Genomic DNA, 13,266 nt, shown 5'->3' with positions numbered 1-13,266 from the left:
CGCTCAGCTCCTTGCGAGGGCCAGCACGGCGTAGTCGTGGCCGAGCTCGGCACACAGCGCCTCGACGACGAATTCGTGGTCCGCGCGCTGCGGCAGCCCCGACGCGGTGATCGAGCCGATCACACCGGCACCGGCGACGGTCAGCGGGAACGAGCCGCCGTGCGGCGAATATTCGGCGATCGGCAGCCCATGCTTGTCGGCGAGCGTCGCACCGGCCTGCTGCATGCGCAGGCCGATCGCGTACGAGCTGCGGCGGAAATGGGCGACGACGTTGCGCTTGCGGCGTACCCAGTCGGCATTGTCGGGCGTGGCGCCAGCCAGCGCCGCGTAGAACAGCGGCTGGCCGAACGTAACGATGTCGATCGCGATCGCATGGCCGCGCGACGTCGCGAGCGCGTGCATCCGGCTGCCGAGCGCCCATGCGCGGGCCGGGTCGAAATGGGGAAATACGAGCGCCTGTTCCTGCGCGCCGATCGATTGCAGATCGTGAGCGATGTCCATGAATCCGTCGGTACAGTAATGAGAGTCGCAACAGCGCCGAAGCGATCGCGCACGGCCCCGCTGTCGAAGAAGCGAAACAAACCGCTCGATTCTAGCGCACGCACCCGCCGTACCGGCCCCACAAGCAGCGACAAGAAATTGTCAGAAACCGCTTGCACGCATTCGGGTTACTCCTTATAATTCATTTCTTCGACGGACGCGGGGTGGAGCAGTCTGGCAGCTCGTCGGGCTCATAACCCGAAGGTCGTAGGTTCAAATCCTACCCCCGCAACCAACCGACCAGAATTACGCAAAAAGCCCGGCTCCGCGCCGGGCTTTTTGTTTTCCCGCCGCACGCCCCGTCCCGCTTCGCGCGACACGCGGCCTGCACGCGCAGGCGTTCAAGAATGCCGCGCCCCGGTGATACACTCGCATCACCTCGTCCCTTCCACTCGACATGAAATTCTGCTCCGTCTGCGGTCACGAAGTCATCGCGCGCATTCCTCCGGGCGACAACCGCGAGCGCTTCATCTGCGATCACTGCGGCACGATCCACTACCAGAATCCGCGCAACGTCGTCGGCACGGTTCCGGTCTGGGGCGATCAGATCCTGCTGTGCCGCCGCGCGATCGAACCGCGCTACGGGTTCTGGACGCTGCCCGCGGGCTTCATGGAAATGGGCGAGACGACGGCCGAAGCCGCCGCGCGCGAAACGCTCGAGGAAGCCGGCGCGCGCGTCGAGGTGCAGAACCTGTTCACGCTGCTCAACGTGCCGCACGTGCACCAGGTTCACCTGTTCTACCTCGCGCGGCTCACCGATCCGGCGTTCGAGGCCGGCGAGGAAAGCCTCGAAGTGAAGCTGTTCGACGAAGCCGACATCCCGTGGGACGAAATCGCGTTCCCGACCGTCAGCCAGACCCTGCGATTCTTCTTCGCCGATCGCGCCGCGGGCGACTACGGCGTGCACACCGGCGATATCTTCCGCTCGCTGCGCAACGGCTGAGCCCCCGCCCCATGGTCCCCTGGCTCGGCCCGGACGATCCGTTTCCGCCCATCGAACGCGCGCTCGGTCCCGCGACCGGCGCGCCCGGGCTGCTCGCCGCGAGCGCCGACCTGCTGCCCTCGCGCCTCATCGACGCGTACCTGCGCGGCATCTTCCCGTGGTATTCGGACGGCCAGCCCGTGCTGTGGTGGAGCCCCGACCCGCGCATGATCCTCGTGCCTGCCGAATTCAAGGTGTCGCCTTCGCTGCGCAAGACGCTGAAGCGCGTGCTGCGCGAGCCCGAATGGGAAGTGCGCGTCGACCACGACTTTCCGGGCGTGATGCGCGCGTGCGCGCAGGCGCCGCGCCGCGGGCAGCGCGGCACGTGGATCACGGCCGAGATCATCGATGCGTACACGTCACTCTACCGCTCCGGCAACGCGCACAGCATCGAGACGTGGCACGACGGGCGGCGCGTCGGCGGCCTGTACGGCGTATCGTTCGGGCGGATGTTTTTCGGCGAATCGATGTACGCGGACGCGACCGATGCGTCGAAAATCGCGCTGGCCGCGCTCGTCGCGCACCTTCGCGAGCAGGGGCTGGAAATGATAGACTGCCAGCAGAATACGTCGCATCTAGCGTCGCTCGGCGGCCGCGAGATCGCACGCAAGGCCTTTGTCGCTCACGTGCGCAGCGCGGTAGCCGAACCGCCGATTCCGTGGCAGTTCGACAAGCGCGTGCTCGCCGCGCTGACGGGCCACGCCGAAACGGCGGCCCCCTCCGGGATCGAGCGCTAGCGCGGCACTCCCTCCCTGCAACGAGAGCTGCCCATGACTCACCCGACTGAGCTGCCGCTTTCACCGCTTTCGGCGCTGCAATTCTATGCAACGGCGCCCTATCCGTGCAGCTATCTGGACGGCCGCGTCGCGCGCTCGCAAGTCGCGACGCCGAGCCACCTGATCAACTCCGACATCTACACCGAGCTCGTGAAGGCCGGCTTCCGGCGCTCGGGCGTCTTCACGTATCGTCCGTACTGCGACGGCTGCCGTGCCTGCGTGCCGGTGCGCGTCCCCGTCGCCGCGTTCGCGCCGTCGCGTACGCAGCGCCGGATGTGGAAGCGGCATCGCACGCTGGTCGCGACGGTTTCGCCGCTGCACTACGACGAAGAGCACTACGCGCTCTACATGCGCTACCAGTCCGCGCGCCACGCGGGCGGCGGCATGGATCGCGACAGCCGCGACCAGTACGAGCAATTCCTGCTGCAGAGCCGGATCAACTCGCGCCTCGTCGAATTCCGCGACCTCGACGCCCCGGGCGGCGAGCCCGGGAAGCTGCGCATGGTCAGCATGATCGACATCCTCGGCGACGGGCTGTCGTCCGTCTACACGTTCTTCGAGCCCGACGACCGGCACACGAGCTACGGCACCTACAACATCCTGTGGCAGATCGAGCAGGCGAAGAGCCTCGGCCTGCCCTACGTGTACCTCGGTTACTGGATCCGCGAGAGTCCGAAGATGGCCTACAAGGCGAACTTCCACCCGCTCGAAGGGCTGATCGACGGCCGCTGGAAGATACTCGATCCGGAACGGATCGACCTGCCGCCCGTCGATGCGGCGCTGGCCCGTGCGCCGTTGCCGGGCGGGCATTCCGGCTCGGGCTGACGCGCGCCGCGGGGGTGACGAAGCGAAGCGCGCCCCTGCCGCCCAACTCCCGGTAAAATAGCGGGTTGTCATTCATTCCGGCTGTCCGCCCAATTCCCGTGTTCAGTTCCCTCTATCCGCTGGCCCGCGCATCCCTGTTCAAGATGGATGCGGAAGACGCTCACCACCTCACGCTGCGCGCGCTCGGCGCGGCCGGCCGCACGGGCCTTGCCTGTGCGCTGTCGGCGCGCGTGCCCGACGCGCCGCGCACCGTGATGGGGCTCACGTTCCGCAACCCGGTCGGCCTCGCGGCCGGCCTCGACAAGGATGGCGCGGCCATCGACGGCCTCGCGGCGCTCGGCTTCGGCTTCATCGAGGTCGGGACGGTCACGCCGCGCCCGCAGCCCGGCAACCCGCGCCCGCGGATGTTCCGCCTGCCGCAGGCCGAAGCACTGATCAACCGGATGGGCTTCAACAACCACGGCGTCGACCAGTTCGTGAAGAACGTCCAGGCTGCCCGCTATCGCGGCATCCTCGGCCTGAACATCGGCAAGAACGCCGATACGCCGATCGAGCGCGCCGCCGAGGACTACCTGTACTGCCTCGAGCGCGTGTACCCGTTCGCGAGCTACGTGACGATCAACATCTCGTCGCCGAACACCAAGAACCTGCGCCAGCTGCAGGGTGCGGGCGAGCTCGACGCACTGCTCGCGGCGCTGAAGGACAAGCAGCAGCGCCTCGCCGACCTGCACGGCAAGCTCGTGCCGCTCGCGCTGAAGATCGCGCCCGATCTCGACGACGAACAGGTCAAGGAAATCGGCGACACGCTGCTGCGCCACAAGATCGAGGCGGTCATCGCCACCAACACGACGCTGTCGCGCGCGGCTGTCCAGGGCCTGCCGCATGCGGACGAAGCCGGCGGCCTGTCCGGCCGCCCCGTGTTCGACGCGTCGAACGAAGTGATCCGCAAGCTGCACGCCGAAGTCGGCAGCGAAGTGCCGATCATCGGCGTCGGCGGCATTTTCTCGGGCGAGGATGCCCGGGCGAAGCTCGCAGCCGGCGCGGCGCTGGTGCAGCTCTACACGGGGTTCATCTACCGCGGTCCCGCGCTCGTCGCGGAATGCGTGAAGGCCGTCGCCCGCGAACGCACCGCGTAATATAGCCATAAACAAACGATATTTAGAGGTCGATTGCATTTTTGCTATCATTGGCCTCGATATCAGAATCAATGACCCGGACAGGGCAAGGAAACACACGATGAAAATTGCGCTGCTGAAGAAGCTGCTGGTTGCCGGCCTGATCGGCACGTCGTTCGCCGCTGCCACCGCGCATGCGGCCGACCTTCTCGACCAGGTGAAACAACGCGGCACGCTGCGGGTCGGCCTCGAAGGCACGTTCCCGCCGTTCAACTCGAAGAACCCGCAAGGCGAACTCGTCGGCTTCGACGTCGACATCGCGAAGGCCGTGGCCGCGAAGCTCGGCGTGAAGGCCGAATTCGTGACGACCGAATGGAGCGGCATCATCGCGGGCCTGCAGGCCGGCAAGTTCGACGTGATCGCCAACCAGGTCGGCATCACCGACAAGCGCAAGGAAACGCTCGACTTCTCGCCGGCGTACACGTACTCGTCCGCGCAGCTGATCCAGCGCAAGGACGACACGCGTGACTTCAAGTCGCTGGAAGACCTGAAGGGCAAGAAGCTCGGCGTCGCGCTCGGCACGAACTACATGGACATGGCGAAGTCGGTGCCGGGCATCGACGTGAAGACGTACCCGGGCGCGCCCGAGTACCTGCGCGATCTCGCGGCCGGCCGTCTCGACGCGGCGCTCAACGACCGCCTGATGCTCGCGTACCTGACGAAGAACTCGCAACTGCCGCTGCGCCCGGGCGCGAACGTCGGTTCGGCGAACCCGTCGGGCATCCCGTTCAAGAAGGGCAACCCGAAGTTCCAGAAGGCGATCGACGACGCGATGGCGCAACTCGAGGCCGACGGCACCTTCACGAAGATCTCGGACAAGTGGTTCGGCATCGACGTGACGAAGCCGATCAAGTAAGCACGCCTGCATTTCCCGCCTGACGGCGGGCCGGAAAGGGCGGCATCCGTAACGATGCCGCCCTTTGTTTTATTCGTCCGGTTTATGATTGCGCTTTCGCGCACGCATTCGATTCGTATTCCATGTCGACAACGTCCCTGCTCGTCCAATCGCTGCCGGTGCTCGCCCAAGGCGCCGTTCTGACCGTCAAGTTCGCCGTGCTGTCGATGGTGTTCGGCCTGCTTGGCGCCGTCGTGCTCGCGATGATGGGCATCCGGCAAAGCGAAGCGCTCGACGGCTTCGAACGCATCTGGGTCAACGCGCTCGCGTGGCTCGCCCGCGCGTATGTGAGCCTGATGCGCGGCACGCCGCTGCTCGTGCAGATCTTCGTCATCTATTACGGGCTGCCGAGCCTCGGCATCTCGCTCGACCCGACGCCCGCCGGCGTCATCGCGCTGTCCGCGAACGTCGCGGCCTACATGTCGGAAAGCATGCGCGGCGCGATCAACGGGATCGCACGCGGTCAATGGCTGGCCGCGTACAGCCTCGGGCTGTCGTGGGGGCAGACGCTGCGCTACGTGATCGGCCCGCAGGCGCTGCGCATCGCGGTGCCGAGCCTGTCGAACAGCCTGATCAGCCTGATCAAGGACACGTCGCTCGTGTCCGTGATCACCGTGACCGAACTGCTGCGCAGCGCGCAGGAAGTGATCGCGGCAACCTATCAGCCGCTGCCGCTCTATCTCGCCGCCGCGGCGGTGTACTGGATCCTGTGTCAGATCCTCGAATGGGTGCAGCGCTGGTACGAAAAGCGCCTGTCGCTGCCGTCGCGGCACTGAGCGCACACCGTGCGCCGGGCCGCTCGCGCGTGCCCGGCTCCCGCCTTCCCGCTTACTCGCCCGAATAACGCACGCCGAGCGCCGCTCGCGCGGCATCGGTCATCGCGATCATCTGCCGCGAATGGTCGTGCGTCATGATCGGGCTTTCGGTCTGGCCCGCGCGCAGCAGGTCGCAGAAATGCGCGGTCTCGTAGTTCAGCCCGCCGCCGTCGACCGGCGCATCGAGTTCGACGGTGCGCCCGTCCGCATAACGAATCGTCGCACGCGCGGGGTTCCACCATTTCTCGTGAATCGTCACGTGGCCGCCGGCCGCGGCGATCAGCGCGTCGCCGCGCCCCATCACGTCGAGCCCGCAAAAGAGCTGCGCGATCCCGCCGTTCGCGTGCACGCTGTTCAGGCTTGCGAACAGGTCGACACCCGTTGCGCCGACGCGGCCGAGCGTCTGCACGTCGCGCGCCGCACCGAGCCAGTCGACCGCGAGAAACGCCTCGTAGATCCCGATATCGAGCAGTGCGCCGCCCGCGCGATCGAGTCGATAGACGGTATGGTCGTCCGGCACCGATGACGACGCGCACCCTGCCCGCACGAGCCGGATCTCGCCGATCGGATCGTCATGCAGATGCGCACGTAACTGACGGTACAGCGGGAAGAACGGCGGCTTCATCGCCTCCATGAAAAGCCGCCCGGCGTCGCGTGCCGCACGCAGCACGGTGTCGAGCTGCGCCGCGTTCAGCGTCGCGGGCTTTTCGCACAGCACGGCCTTGCCGGCAGCAAGCGCCGCCAGCGTGTACTGCGCGTGACTGTCATGGAGCGTCGCGATGTAGACCGCGTCGATATCGCTCGCGAGGAGTGCTTCGAGGCTTGCAGCAGGCGTACCGCCGTACGCTTCGCAAAAGTCTGCCGCGGCATCGGCGCGGCGGGCCCAGGCACCGGCGAGCGTGGCACCCGGCACGTGCGCGAGGCTTTGCGCGAAACGGCGCGCGATGCTGCCTGCGCCAATGATGCCGAAGCGCACCGTGCGATGGTCGTTGTCGTTCATCCTGATCTTCCGTGTCGGTCGTATGACGATGGCCGGCATGCTGCCGGCCGGCCGTCATGATAAACGGCCCGCGGCACACGGATGAGCGATTCGCGCAGCGTCAGGCGCGCATGGGCACGTCGACGGAGAAATCGCGCGAGATCTCGTCGGCGCTGAAATCGATCAGCGCGAGCGAAGCGGCTTCGGCTTCGCGCGGGTCGCGCCGCTCGATCGCATCGACCACACGTGCATGCGCCTTCACGACGACGTCGTGTGCACCTTCCTTCTGCACGACACGCGGATTCACGAGACGCACCGCACCGCGCACGATCGCCGCCATCTGCTGGAAGAACTGGTTGCCGCTCGCCTGCACGATCCGCGTGTGCAGCAACTCGTCCGCCGTGTCGTAGCCGGAGTCGCCCGGCTGCAGCACCTTGAACGCATCGAACGCTTCGCGGATGCTCGCGATGTCGGCAGCCGTCGCACGCACCGCCGCCTGCGCGGTCGCGCGCGGTTCGATCAGCATCCGGAATTCGATGACGTCGCGCATGAACTGCGGATCGGGTTTCGCCCGGAATCGCCAGCTCACCACGTCTTCGTCGATCATCCGCCAGTCGCGCATCGGCCGCACGCGCGTGCCGACTTTCGGACGCACGTCCAGCATGTCGCGCGCAAGCAACATCGATAGCGCTTCCCGCATCACGGTGCGACTCACATCGAACTCTTTCGACAGCACGTCCTGCGGCGGCAAGATGCCGCCGTACTTGTCCTCGACGATACCCGAGACAAGCCCATCCATCACTTTCGCGACCAGTGACCGGTCTTTGCCCTGCTCCATGACACCTCCCCGTGCGTCGATTTGCGAACACCTGCTCCGCAGTTCCGCCGGCCCTGGTTACGACTGTTCTTATGATCTATAAGTTGATGAGTTCGAGGATATTTCGCTATCTGGTAAACACCTGACAGGGTTATCCCTCTTTTTGACCGGGTGATTTATACGGCTAAAAATAAGGCCCGGGAAGCGCATTGCGCCTACCGGGCCCCGATTTCCACAAGATTTAAACATTCAGTCCATTACGACGCGACACATCATTACGGACTGCTTTCCATATCTTTCAATTAGCCGAATAAACGATCGTTTCAACGCCGTTTTCCGTGCCGAGCAAGCACAGATTCGCACCGCGCTCGGCGAACAGGCCGACCGTCACGACGCCCGGCCATGCATTCACCTGCGCTTCGAAACCACGCGGATCGGCGATCTGCAGCCCCTTCACGTCGATGATCTCGTTGCCGTTGTCGGTGATATACGGCGCACCGTCCTTCGTCACGCGCAGCACCGGCACGCCGCCGAGCGCGGTCACGCGCCGGCCGATCGCCGTGCGCGCCATCGGCACGACTTCGATCGGCAGCGGGAACGCACCCAGCACCGGCACGCGCTTGCTGGCGTCCGCGATGCAGACGAACGTATCGGCCACCGATGCGACGATCTTCTCGCGCGTCAGCGCGCCGCCACCGCCCTTGATCATCGCGCCGCTCGCGTCGATCTCGTCGGCGCCGTCGACGTACACCTGCAGCGAGTCGACCTCGTTCAGGTCGAACACCTTGATGCCGTGCGACTTCAGGCGCTCGGTGGTGGCGACGGAGCTCGACACGGCGCCGCGATAGCGCGCCTTGACGACGGCGAGCGCGTCGATGAAGCAGTTGGCGGTCGAGCCGGTGCCGACGCCGATCACGGCACCTTCCGGCACGTTCTGGATCACGTAATCAGCGGCGGCCTGGCCGACGAGGCGTTTGAGTTCGTCTTGAGTCATGGAATGGTGATGCTGCGGGATTGCGGAAAACCGCCAGTTTACCGGACTCGGATGACGGCCCGGGTTTTTCGGCGTGCCGGGCACGGCGGATTCAGGGTGCGCCCGCTGCGGGCGCGTTGTCCGCCGGTTGCGTGCCGGGAAAGTACTTGTCGAGCAACGCCTGCGCGATCGCGTCGGTTTCGGCGTCCGGGTTGCCTGCATAGTCGGACGGCCTGAAATGCATCTGGAACGCCGCGAACACGCGTCGCGTGCGTGCGTCGAGCACGCCATCGGTGGCCACGTCGTAACCGTAGCGCGCGAGCTTGAGCTGCAGTTCGCGCACGTCGACCGGCGCATGCGGATCGCGACCGCCGAGCCGCGCGGCCACGACCGCATCGTCCGGCCACGCGCCGACGCCGGCCCGGGCCAGCGCATGCCAGGGAAACAGCGGCCCCGGATCGATCTTGCGTTGCGGCGCGATGTCGCTGTGCCCAACCACGCGCGTCGGCGGAATCCCGTAGCGCGCGACGATGTCCTTCGACAGCCGGGTCAGCGCCGCGACCTGTTCGGGCGGATAAGGCTGCCAGGTGCGATTTTGCGGATCGAGCGGCCCGCGGTTCACGTTCTCGATGCCGATCGACACCGCGTTCAGCTCGGTCGTGCCCTGCCACTCGCTGACGCCCGCGTGCCATGCGCGCTCCGATTCCGGAACGAGCTGGAAGACGACCGGCCTCCCGCGCTCGATGCGCGGCTGCGGCGGGATGACGTAATGCACGCTGACCGAATCGCCCGTCAGCGTGCGCAGCGATTTCGCCTCGTCGCTTTCGGTGTAATGCATCACGAGAAAGCGGATCCGCGCATCGGCGCCGCGCGCGTGCAGGCTCGTGTCGGCGTAGTAAGTACCGCGTTCGACGAGCGACGGCGACGTGCAGGCAGCCAACAGGCACAGCACCGCGCAGGATGCGCCGGCGCGAAACAGGGTCATCGGTCGCGAGCTCCGGAGAGCCGCGTGCCGCAGCGGATCGCGGCACGCGTCGTTCGGTTCATTCGAGGCCCGCGCAGGGCGCGCGGGACGGGCTGCGTCAGCCCTTCACGCGCCGCTGGCGCACGGCTTCGTACAGGCACACGCCGCTTGCGACCGATACGTTCAGGCTTTCCACGCTGCCGGCCATCGGAATGCTCATCACTTCGTCGCAGGTGTCGCGCGTCAGCCGGCGCATGCCTTCGCCTTCCGCGCCCATCACGAGCGCGACGGGGCCGTCGAGCTTGGTTTCGTAGAGCGTCGCCGATGCCTCGTCCGACGTGCCGATGATCCACACGCCGGCCTCCTTCAGTTCGCGCAGCGCGCGGGCGAGGTTCGTCACCGTGATGTACGGCACCGTATCCGCCGCGCCGCTCGCCACCTTGGCCGCGGTTGCGTTCAGGCCGACCGCGCGGTCGCGCGGCGCGATCACCGCATGCGCGCCGGCCGAATCGGCGACACGCAGGCACGCGCCGAGGTTGTGCGGATCGGTGACACCGTCGAGCACCAGCAGCAGCGCCGGGCCCTGGATGCCGTCGAGCAGCTCGGACAGGTTCTGCGCGAGCGGGATGTCCTCGACACGCGCGACGACACCCTGGTGACGCTCGGTATGCGCGAGGCCCCACAGGCGCGTTTCGTCGGCTGCAATCAACCGCACGCCCGCTTCCTTCGCGGTGTGCAGGAAGTCCTGCATGCGGCGGTCGCGGCGCGTCTGGTCGTACAGCACCTCCGCAACCGTCGATGCATCGTGCCGCAAACGTGCGGTCACCGCATGAAAACCGTAAAGAACCTTCAGACGTGACATGACTGGAACAACCTTCGATCAAACGTGCGGCCGCGCGACGCGCGCAGCCGCGATCCATGGAAAAGGAAAGCGCCGCGTTGCCGGCTGATGACCGGTCACGCGGCGTCTCTCGATACTGCAGGGCGGGCGCTGGCGCCGCCCCGCACGCTCAATACTTCTTGCGGGCGCGTGTCTTCTTCGCGGTCGGCTTCGCCGCCGCACCACCACCGCTGCTACCCTTCTTGCGCGCGGCGCGCGCTTCATTCACCGCAACGCTCGGCGCACTCGCGGCCTTCTTGCGGCGCGGCACGGGATCCTCCACCTGCGGCAGCGTGCGTACACGCGGGCCATTGCCGCGGTCGACACCGCCGCCAGCGGACGCCGGCGCGGGCGACGGACGCGGCGCCTTCACCGGCGTATCGCGCACGAGGCGGAAGTCGATCTTGCGTGCATCGAGATCGACGCGGCTCACCTGCACGCGCACGCGATCCGACAGGCGATAGCGGATGCCCGTGCGCTCACCGCGCAGTTCGTTCTTGATCTCGTCGTACTGGAAGTAGTCCGAGCCGAGTTCCGTGACGTGCACGAGCCCTTCGATGAACAGCGTATCGAGCTGCACGAAGATGCCGAACGACGTGACGCCGTTCACCATCCCGCCGTACTCCTCGCCGAGCTTGTCGCGCATGAAGTAGCACTTGAGCCAGGCCTCGACGTCGCGCGATGCTTCATCCGCGCGGCGCTCGTTCGCCGAGCAGTGCAGGCCGAGTTCTTCCCAGATCGCCGTGTTCGAACGCGAGCGGCCGCGCGATTCGTCGTCGGCCTGCTGCATCGCGCGAGCGCGCGGCGACAGCGCGGTGTTCAGCTCGAAACCTTCCGGCGCCTTCGGCACGTATTTCTTGCCCGACAGGATCGCGTAGATCGCGCGGTGCGTGAGCAAGTCCGGATAACGACGGATCGGGCTCGTGAAGTGCGCGTACGCCTCGTAGGCCAGGCCGAAGTGACCGATGTTGTCCGGACTGTAGACGGCCTGCTGCATCGAGCGCAGCAGCATCGGCTGCAGCATCTGCGCATCGGGCCGGTCGCGGATCTGCGCCATCAGCGCCGCGTAGTCGCTCGCATGCGGCTTGTCGCCGCCGCCGAGCGACAGACCCATGCCGCGCAGGAACGCACGCAGGTTCTCGAGCTTCTCCGGCGTCGGCCCCGCGTGCACGCGGTACAGGCCCGGATGCTTGTTGCGCTTCAGGAAATCGGCCGCGCAGACGTTCGCGGCCAGCATGCATTCCTCGATCAGCTTGTGCGCATCGTTACGCTGGCGCGGCACGATCTGCTCGATCTTGCCCTGCGAGTTGCAGACGATGTAGGTCTCGGTCGTGTCGAAGTCGATCGCGCCACGCTTCTGCCGCGCGGCGAACAGCGACTTGTAGACGCCGTACAGGTCCTGCAGGTGCGGCAGAAGATCCGCGCGGCGCGCAGCCTCCGGCCCCTTCGTGTTCGACAGCACGGCGGCGACTTCGGTGTACGTCAGGCGCGCCGCCGAATGGATGACGGCTGGATAGAACTGGTACGCCTTGATCTCGCCGCGCGCGGTGATCACCATGTCGCACGCGAGCACGCAGCGGTCGACCTGCGGATTCAGCGAGCAGAGGCCATTCGACAGCTTCTCCGGCAGCATCGGAATCACGCGGCGCGGGAAGTAGACCGACGTGCTGCGCTCGAGCGCATCGGCATCGAGCCCGCTGCCCGGCTGTACGTAGTGCGACACGTCGGCGATCGCGACGATCAGCCGGTAGCCGTCGCCGCGGCCGACCTTGACCGGCTCGCAGTAGACGGCGTCGTCGAAGTCGCGGGCGTCCTCGCCGTCGATCGTCACGAGCGGCACGTCGCGCAGGTCGACGCGGAAACGCAGGTCGGTCGGCCGCACCTTGTCGGGCAGCGCGGCGGCTTCGTCGAGCGCCGGCTGGCTGAACTCGTGCGGCACGCCGTACTTGCGCACCGCGATTTCGATTTCCATGCCCGGATCGTCGATGTCGCCGAGCACCTCGACGACACGGCCGAGCGGCTGCGAATGGCGGCTCGGGAAATCGGTCAGCTCGACGACGACGACCTGCCCGACCTTCGCCTTCTTCACGTTCTGCGTGATCAGGATGTCGTGGCCGATACGCTTGTCTTCCGGTGCGACGATCAGCGCGCCGTTCTCGTTGAGCAGGCGGCCGATCACGCGCTTGTTCGCGCGCTCGGTGACTTCGACGACATGCCCTTCCGGACGGCCGCGGCGATCGTAGCCGACGATCCGCGCGAGCACGCGATCGTTGTGCATCACCTTCTGCATTTCGCCGTTCGGCAAGAACAGGTCGTCCTGGCCGTCGTCGCGGATCACGAACCCGTAGCCGTCGCGATGCCCTTGCACGCGCCCGGCGACGAAGTTCGACGGATGGGTCAACTGGTAGTGGCCGCGCTTGTCGAGGCGGATCTGGCCGTCGCGTTCCATCGCGGCGACACGCCGGAAGAACCCCTCGCGCTCCTGACGCTTGATCGACAGTGCTTCCGCGATGTCGTTGGCGGCCAGCGGCGCGTCGCTCGTACGCAGCACGCCGAGAATTTCTTCACGGCTCGGAATGGGGTACGGATATTTGCTCAAGGGTTTGTCGATGGTTGTTCTCGTTGCGTTGATTGATGGTGCACGG

Annotated in this window: 13 protein-coding genes and 1 tRNA gene; 7 read left to right on the top strand and 7 right to left on the bottom strand. The window is 66.5% G+C overall.

The genetic code is table 11. From position 1 onward, the window contains the following. Positions 1-3: 3 nt before the first annotated feature. On the bottom strand, positions 4-501 hold the full coding sequence (locus CFB45_RS08595) for a heme-degrading domain-containing protein (protein WP_089425270.1): 498 nt from the start codon (positions 499-501) through the stop codon (positions 4-6). Positions 502-698: 197 nt separating this feature from the next. On the opposite strand from CFB45_RS08595, the gene CFB45_RS08590 reads away from it, so the two are divergent. The 7 genes from CFB45_RS08590 to CFB45_RS08560 all read left to right on the top strand — a co-directional run bounded on the left by CFB45_RS08590 (position 699) and on the right by CFB45_RS08560 (position 5,969). Then, a tRNA-Met gene (locus CFB45_RS08590) sits at positions 699-775 on the top strand. 162 nt (positions 776-937) lie between these two features. Next, positions 938-1,483 (top strand): NUDIX hydrolase, encoded by a 546-nt coding sequence (locus CFB45_RS08585; protein WP_089425269.1) that lies wholly within the window; start codon positions 938-940, stop codon positions 1,481-1,483. Between the two features lie 11 nt (positions 1,484-1,494). Further along, a complete protein-coding gene (gene aat / locus CFB45_RS08580) occupies positions 1,495-2,259 on the top strand; it encodes a leucyl/phenylalanyl-tRNA--protein transferase (RefSeq protein ID WP_089425268.1) in 765 nt (254 codons plus the stop codon). Positions 2,260-2,292: 33 nt separating this feature from the next. Then, complete coding sequence (locus CFB45_RS08575) at positions 2,293-3,123, top strand: arginyltransferase (RefSeq protein WP_089425267.1); 831 nt, start codon at positions 2,293-2,295, stop codon at positions 3,121-3,123. 98 nt (positions 3,124-3,221) lie between these two features. Then, complete coding sequence (locus tag CFB45_RS08570; RefSeq protein WP_021161559.1) at positions 3,222-4,259, top strand: quinone-dependent dihydroorotate dehydrogenase; 1,038 nt, start codon at positions 3,222-3,224, stop codon at positions 4,257-4,259. Between the two features lie 100 nt (positions 4,260-4,359). Continuing rightward, positions 4,360-5,154: a cystine ABC transporter substrate-binding protein gene (locus CFB45_RS08565; RefSeq protein ID WP_039358847.1), complete on the top strand. Its 795-nt coding sequence runs from the start codon at positions 4,360-4,362 to the stop codon at positions 5,152-5,154. Positions 5,155-5,276: 122 nt separating this feature from the next. Further along, on the top strand, positions 5,277-5,969 hold the full coding sequence (locus CFB45_RS08560) for an amino acid ABC transporter permease (protein ID WP_006484207.1): 693 nt from the start codon (positions 5,277-5,279) through the stop codon (positions 5,967-5,969). Positions 5,970-6,021: 52 nt separating this feature from the next. Here CFB45_RS08560 and CFB45_RS08555 read toward each other — a convergent pair whose 3' ends face one another. The 6 genes from CFB45_RS08555 to rnr all read right to left on the bottom strand — a co-directional run bounded on the left by CFB45_RS08555 (position 6,022) and on the right by rnr (position 13,220). Continuing rightward, on the bottom strand, positions 6,022-7,008 hold the full coding sequence (locus CFB45_RS08555) for a Gfo/Idh/MocA family protein (RefSeq protein ID WP_089425266.1): 987 nt from the start codon (positions 7,006-7,008) through the stop codon (positions 6,022-6,024). Positions 7,009-7,108: 100 nt separating this feature from the next. Further along, the gene (locus CFB45_RS08550) at positions 7,109-7,825 is read right to left on the bottom strand and encodes a FadR/GntR family transcriptional regulator (RefSeq protein WP_089425265.1); all 717 of its coding nucleotides are present in this window, start codon (positions 7,823-7,825) and stop codon (positions 7,109-7,111) included. Positions 7,826-8,102: 277 nt separating this feature from the next. Then, entirely contained in the window at positions 8,103-8,798 is a 696-nt protein-coding gene (rpiA, locus tag CFB45_RS08545) for a ribose-5-phosphate isomerase RpiA (protein ID WP_011351848.1), read from the bottom strand. Between the two features lie 91 nt (positions 8,799-8,889). Beyond that, complete coding sequence (locus tag CFB45_RS08540; protein WP_089425264.1) at positions 8,890-9,762, bottom strand: N-acetylmuramoyl-L-alanine amidase; 873 nt, start codon at positions 9,760-9,762, stop codon at positions 8,890-8,892. Between the two features lie 97 nt (positions 9,763-9,859). Next, complete coding sequence (gene rlmB / locus CFB45_RS08535) at positions 9,860-10,603, bottom strand: 23S rRNA (guanosine(2251)-2'-O)-methyltransferase RlmB (protein WP_011351846.1); 744 nt, start codon at positions 10,601-10,603, stop codon at positions 9,860-9,862. Between the two features lie 148 nt (positions 10,604-10,751). Next, positions 10,752-13,220, bottom strand: a complete 2,469-nt coding sequence (gene rnr, locus CFB45_RS08530; RefSeq protein ID WP_089425263.1) for a ribonuclease R — start codon at positions 13,218-13,220, stop codon at positions 10,752-10,754. Positions 13,221-13,266 lie beyond the last annotated feature (46 nt).

The organism is Burkholderia sp. HI2500, from assembly GCF_002223055.1.
Taxonomy (GTDB): domain Bacteria; phylum Pseudomonadota; class Gammaproteobacteria; order Burkholderiales; family Burkholderiaceae; genus Burkholderia.
This window is presented reverse-complemented; position numbering and strand designations above follow the sequence as displayed.

Excerpts from the sequence above, each read along its gene's own strand:
- CFB45_RS08595 (WP_089425270.1), bottom strand. The coding sequence starts at position 501 with ATGGACATCGCTCACGATCTGCAATCGATCGGCGCGCAGGAACAGGCG.
- CFB45_RS08585 (WP_089425269.1), top strand. The coding sequence starts at position 938 with ATGAAATTCTGCTCCGTCTGCGGTCACGAAGTCATCGCGCGCATTCCT.
- aat (WP_089425268.1), top strand. The coding sequence starts at position 1,495 with ATGGTCCCCTGGCTCGGCCCGGACGATCCGTTTCCGCCCATCGAACGC.
- CFB45_RS08575 (WP_089425267.1), top strand. The coding sequence starts at position 2,293 with ATGACTCACCCGACTGAGCTGCCGCTTTCACCGCTTTCGGCGCTGCAA.
- CFB45_RS08565 (WP_039358847.1), top strand. The coding sequence starts at position 4,360 with ATGAAAATTGCGCTGCTGAAGAAGCTGCTGGTTGCCGGCCTGATCGGC.
- CFB45_RS08560 (WP_006484207.1), top strand. The coding sequence starts at position 5,277 with ATGTCGACAACGTCCCTGCTCGTCCAATCGCTGCCGGTGCTCGCCCAA.
- CFB45_RS08555 (WP_089425266.1), bottom strand. The coding sequence starts at position 7,008 with ATGAACGACAACGACCATCGCACGGTGCGCTTCGGCATCATTGGCGCA.
- CFB45_RS08550 (WP_089425265.1), bottom strand. The coding sequence starts at position 7,825 with ATGGAGCAGGGCAAAGACCGGTCACTGGTCGCGAAAGTGATGGATGGG.
- rpiA (WP_011351848.1), bottom strand. The coding sequence starts at position 8,798 with ATGACTCAAGACGAACTCAAACGCCTCGTCGGCCAGGCCGCCGCTGAT.
- CFB45_RS08540 (WP_089425264.1), bottom strand. The coding sequence starts at position 9,762 with ATGACCCTGTTTCGCGCCGGCGCATCCTGCGCGGTGCTGTGCCTGTTG.
- rlmB (WP_011351846.1), bottom strand. The coding sequence starts at position 10,603 with ATGTCACGTCTGAAGGTTCTTTACGGTTTTCATGCGGTGACCGCACGT.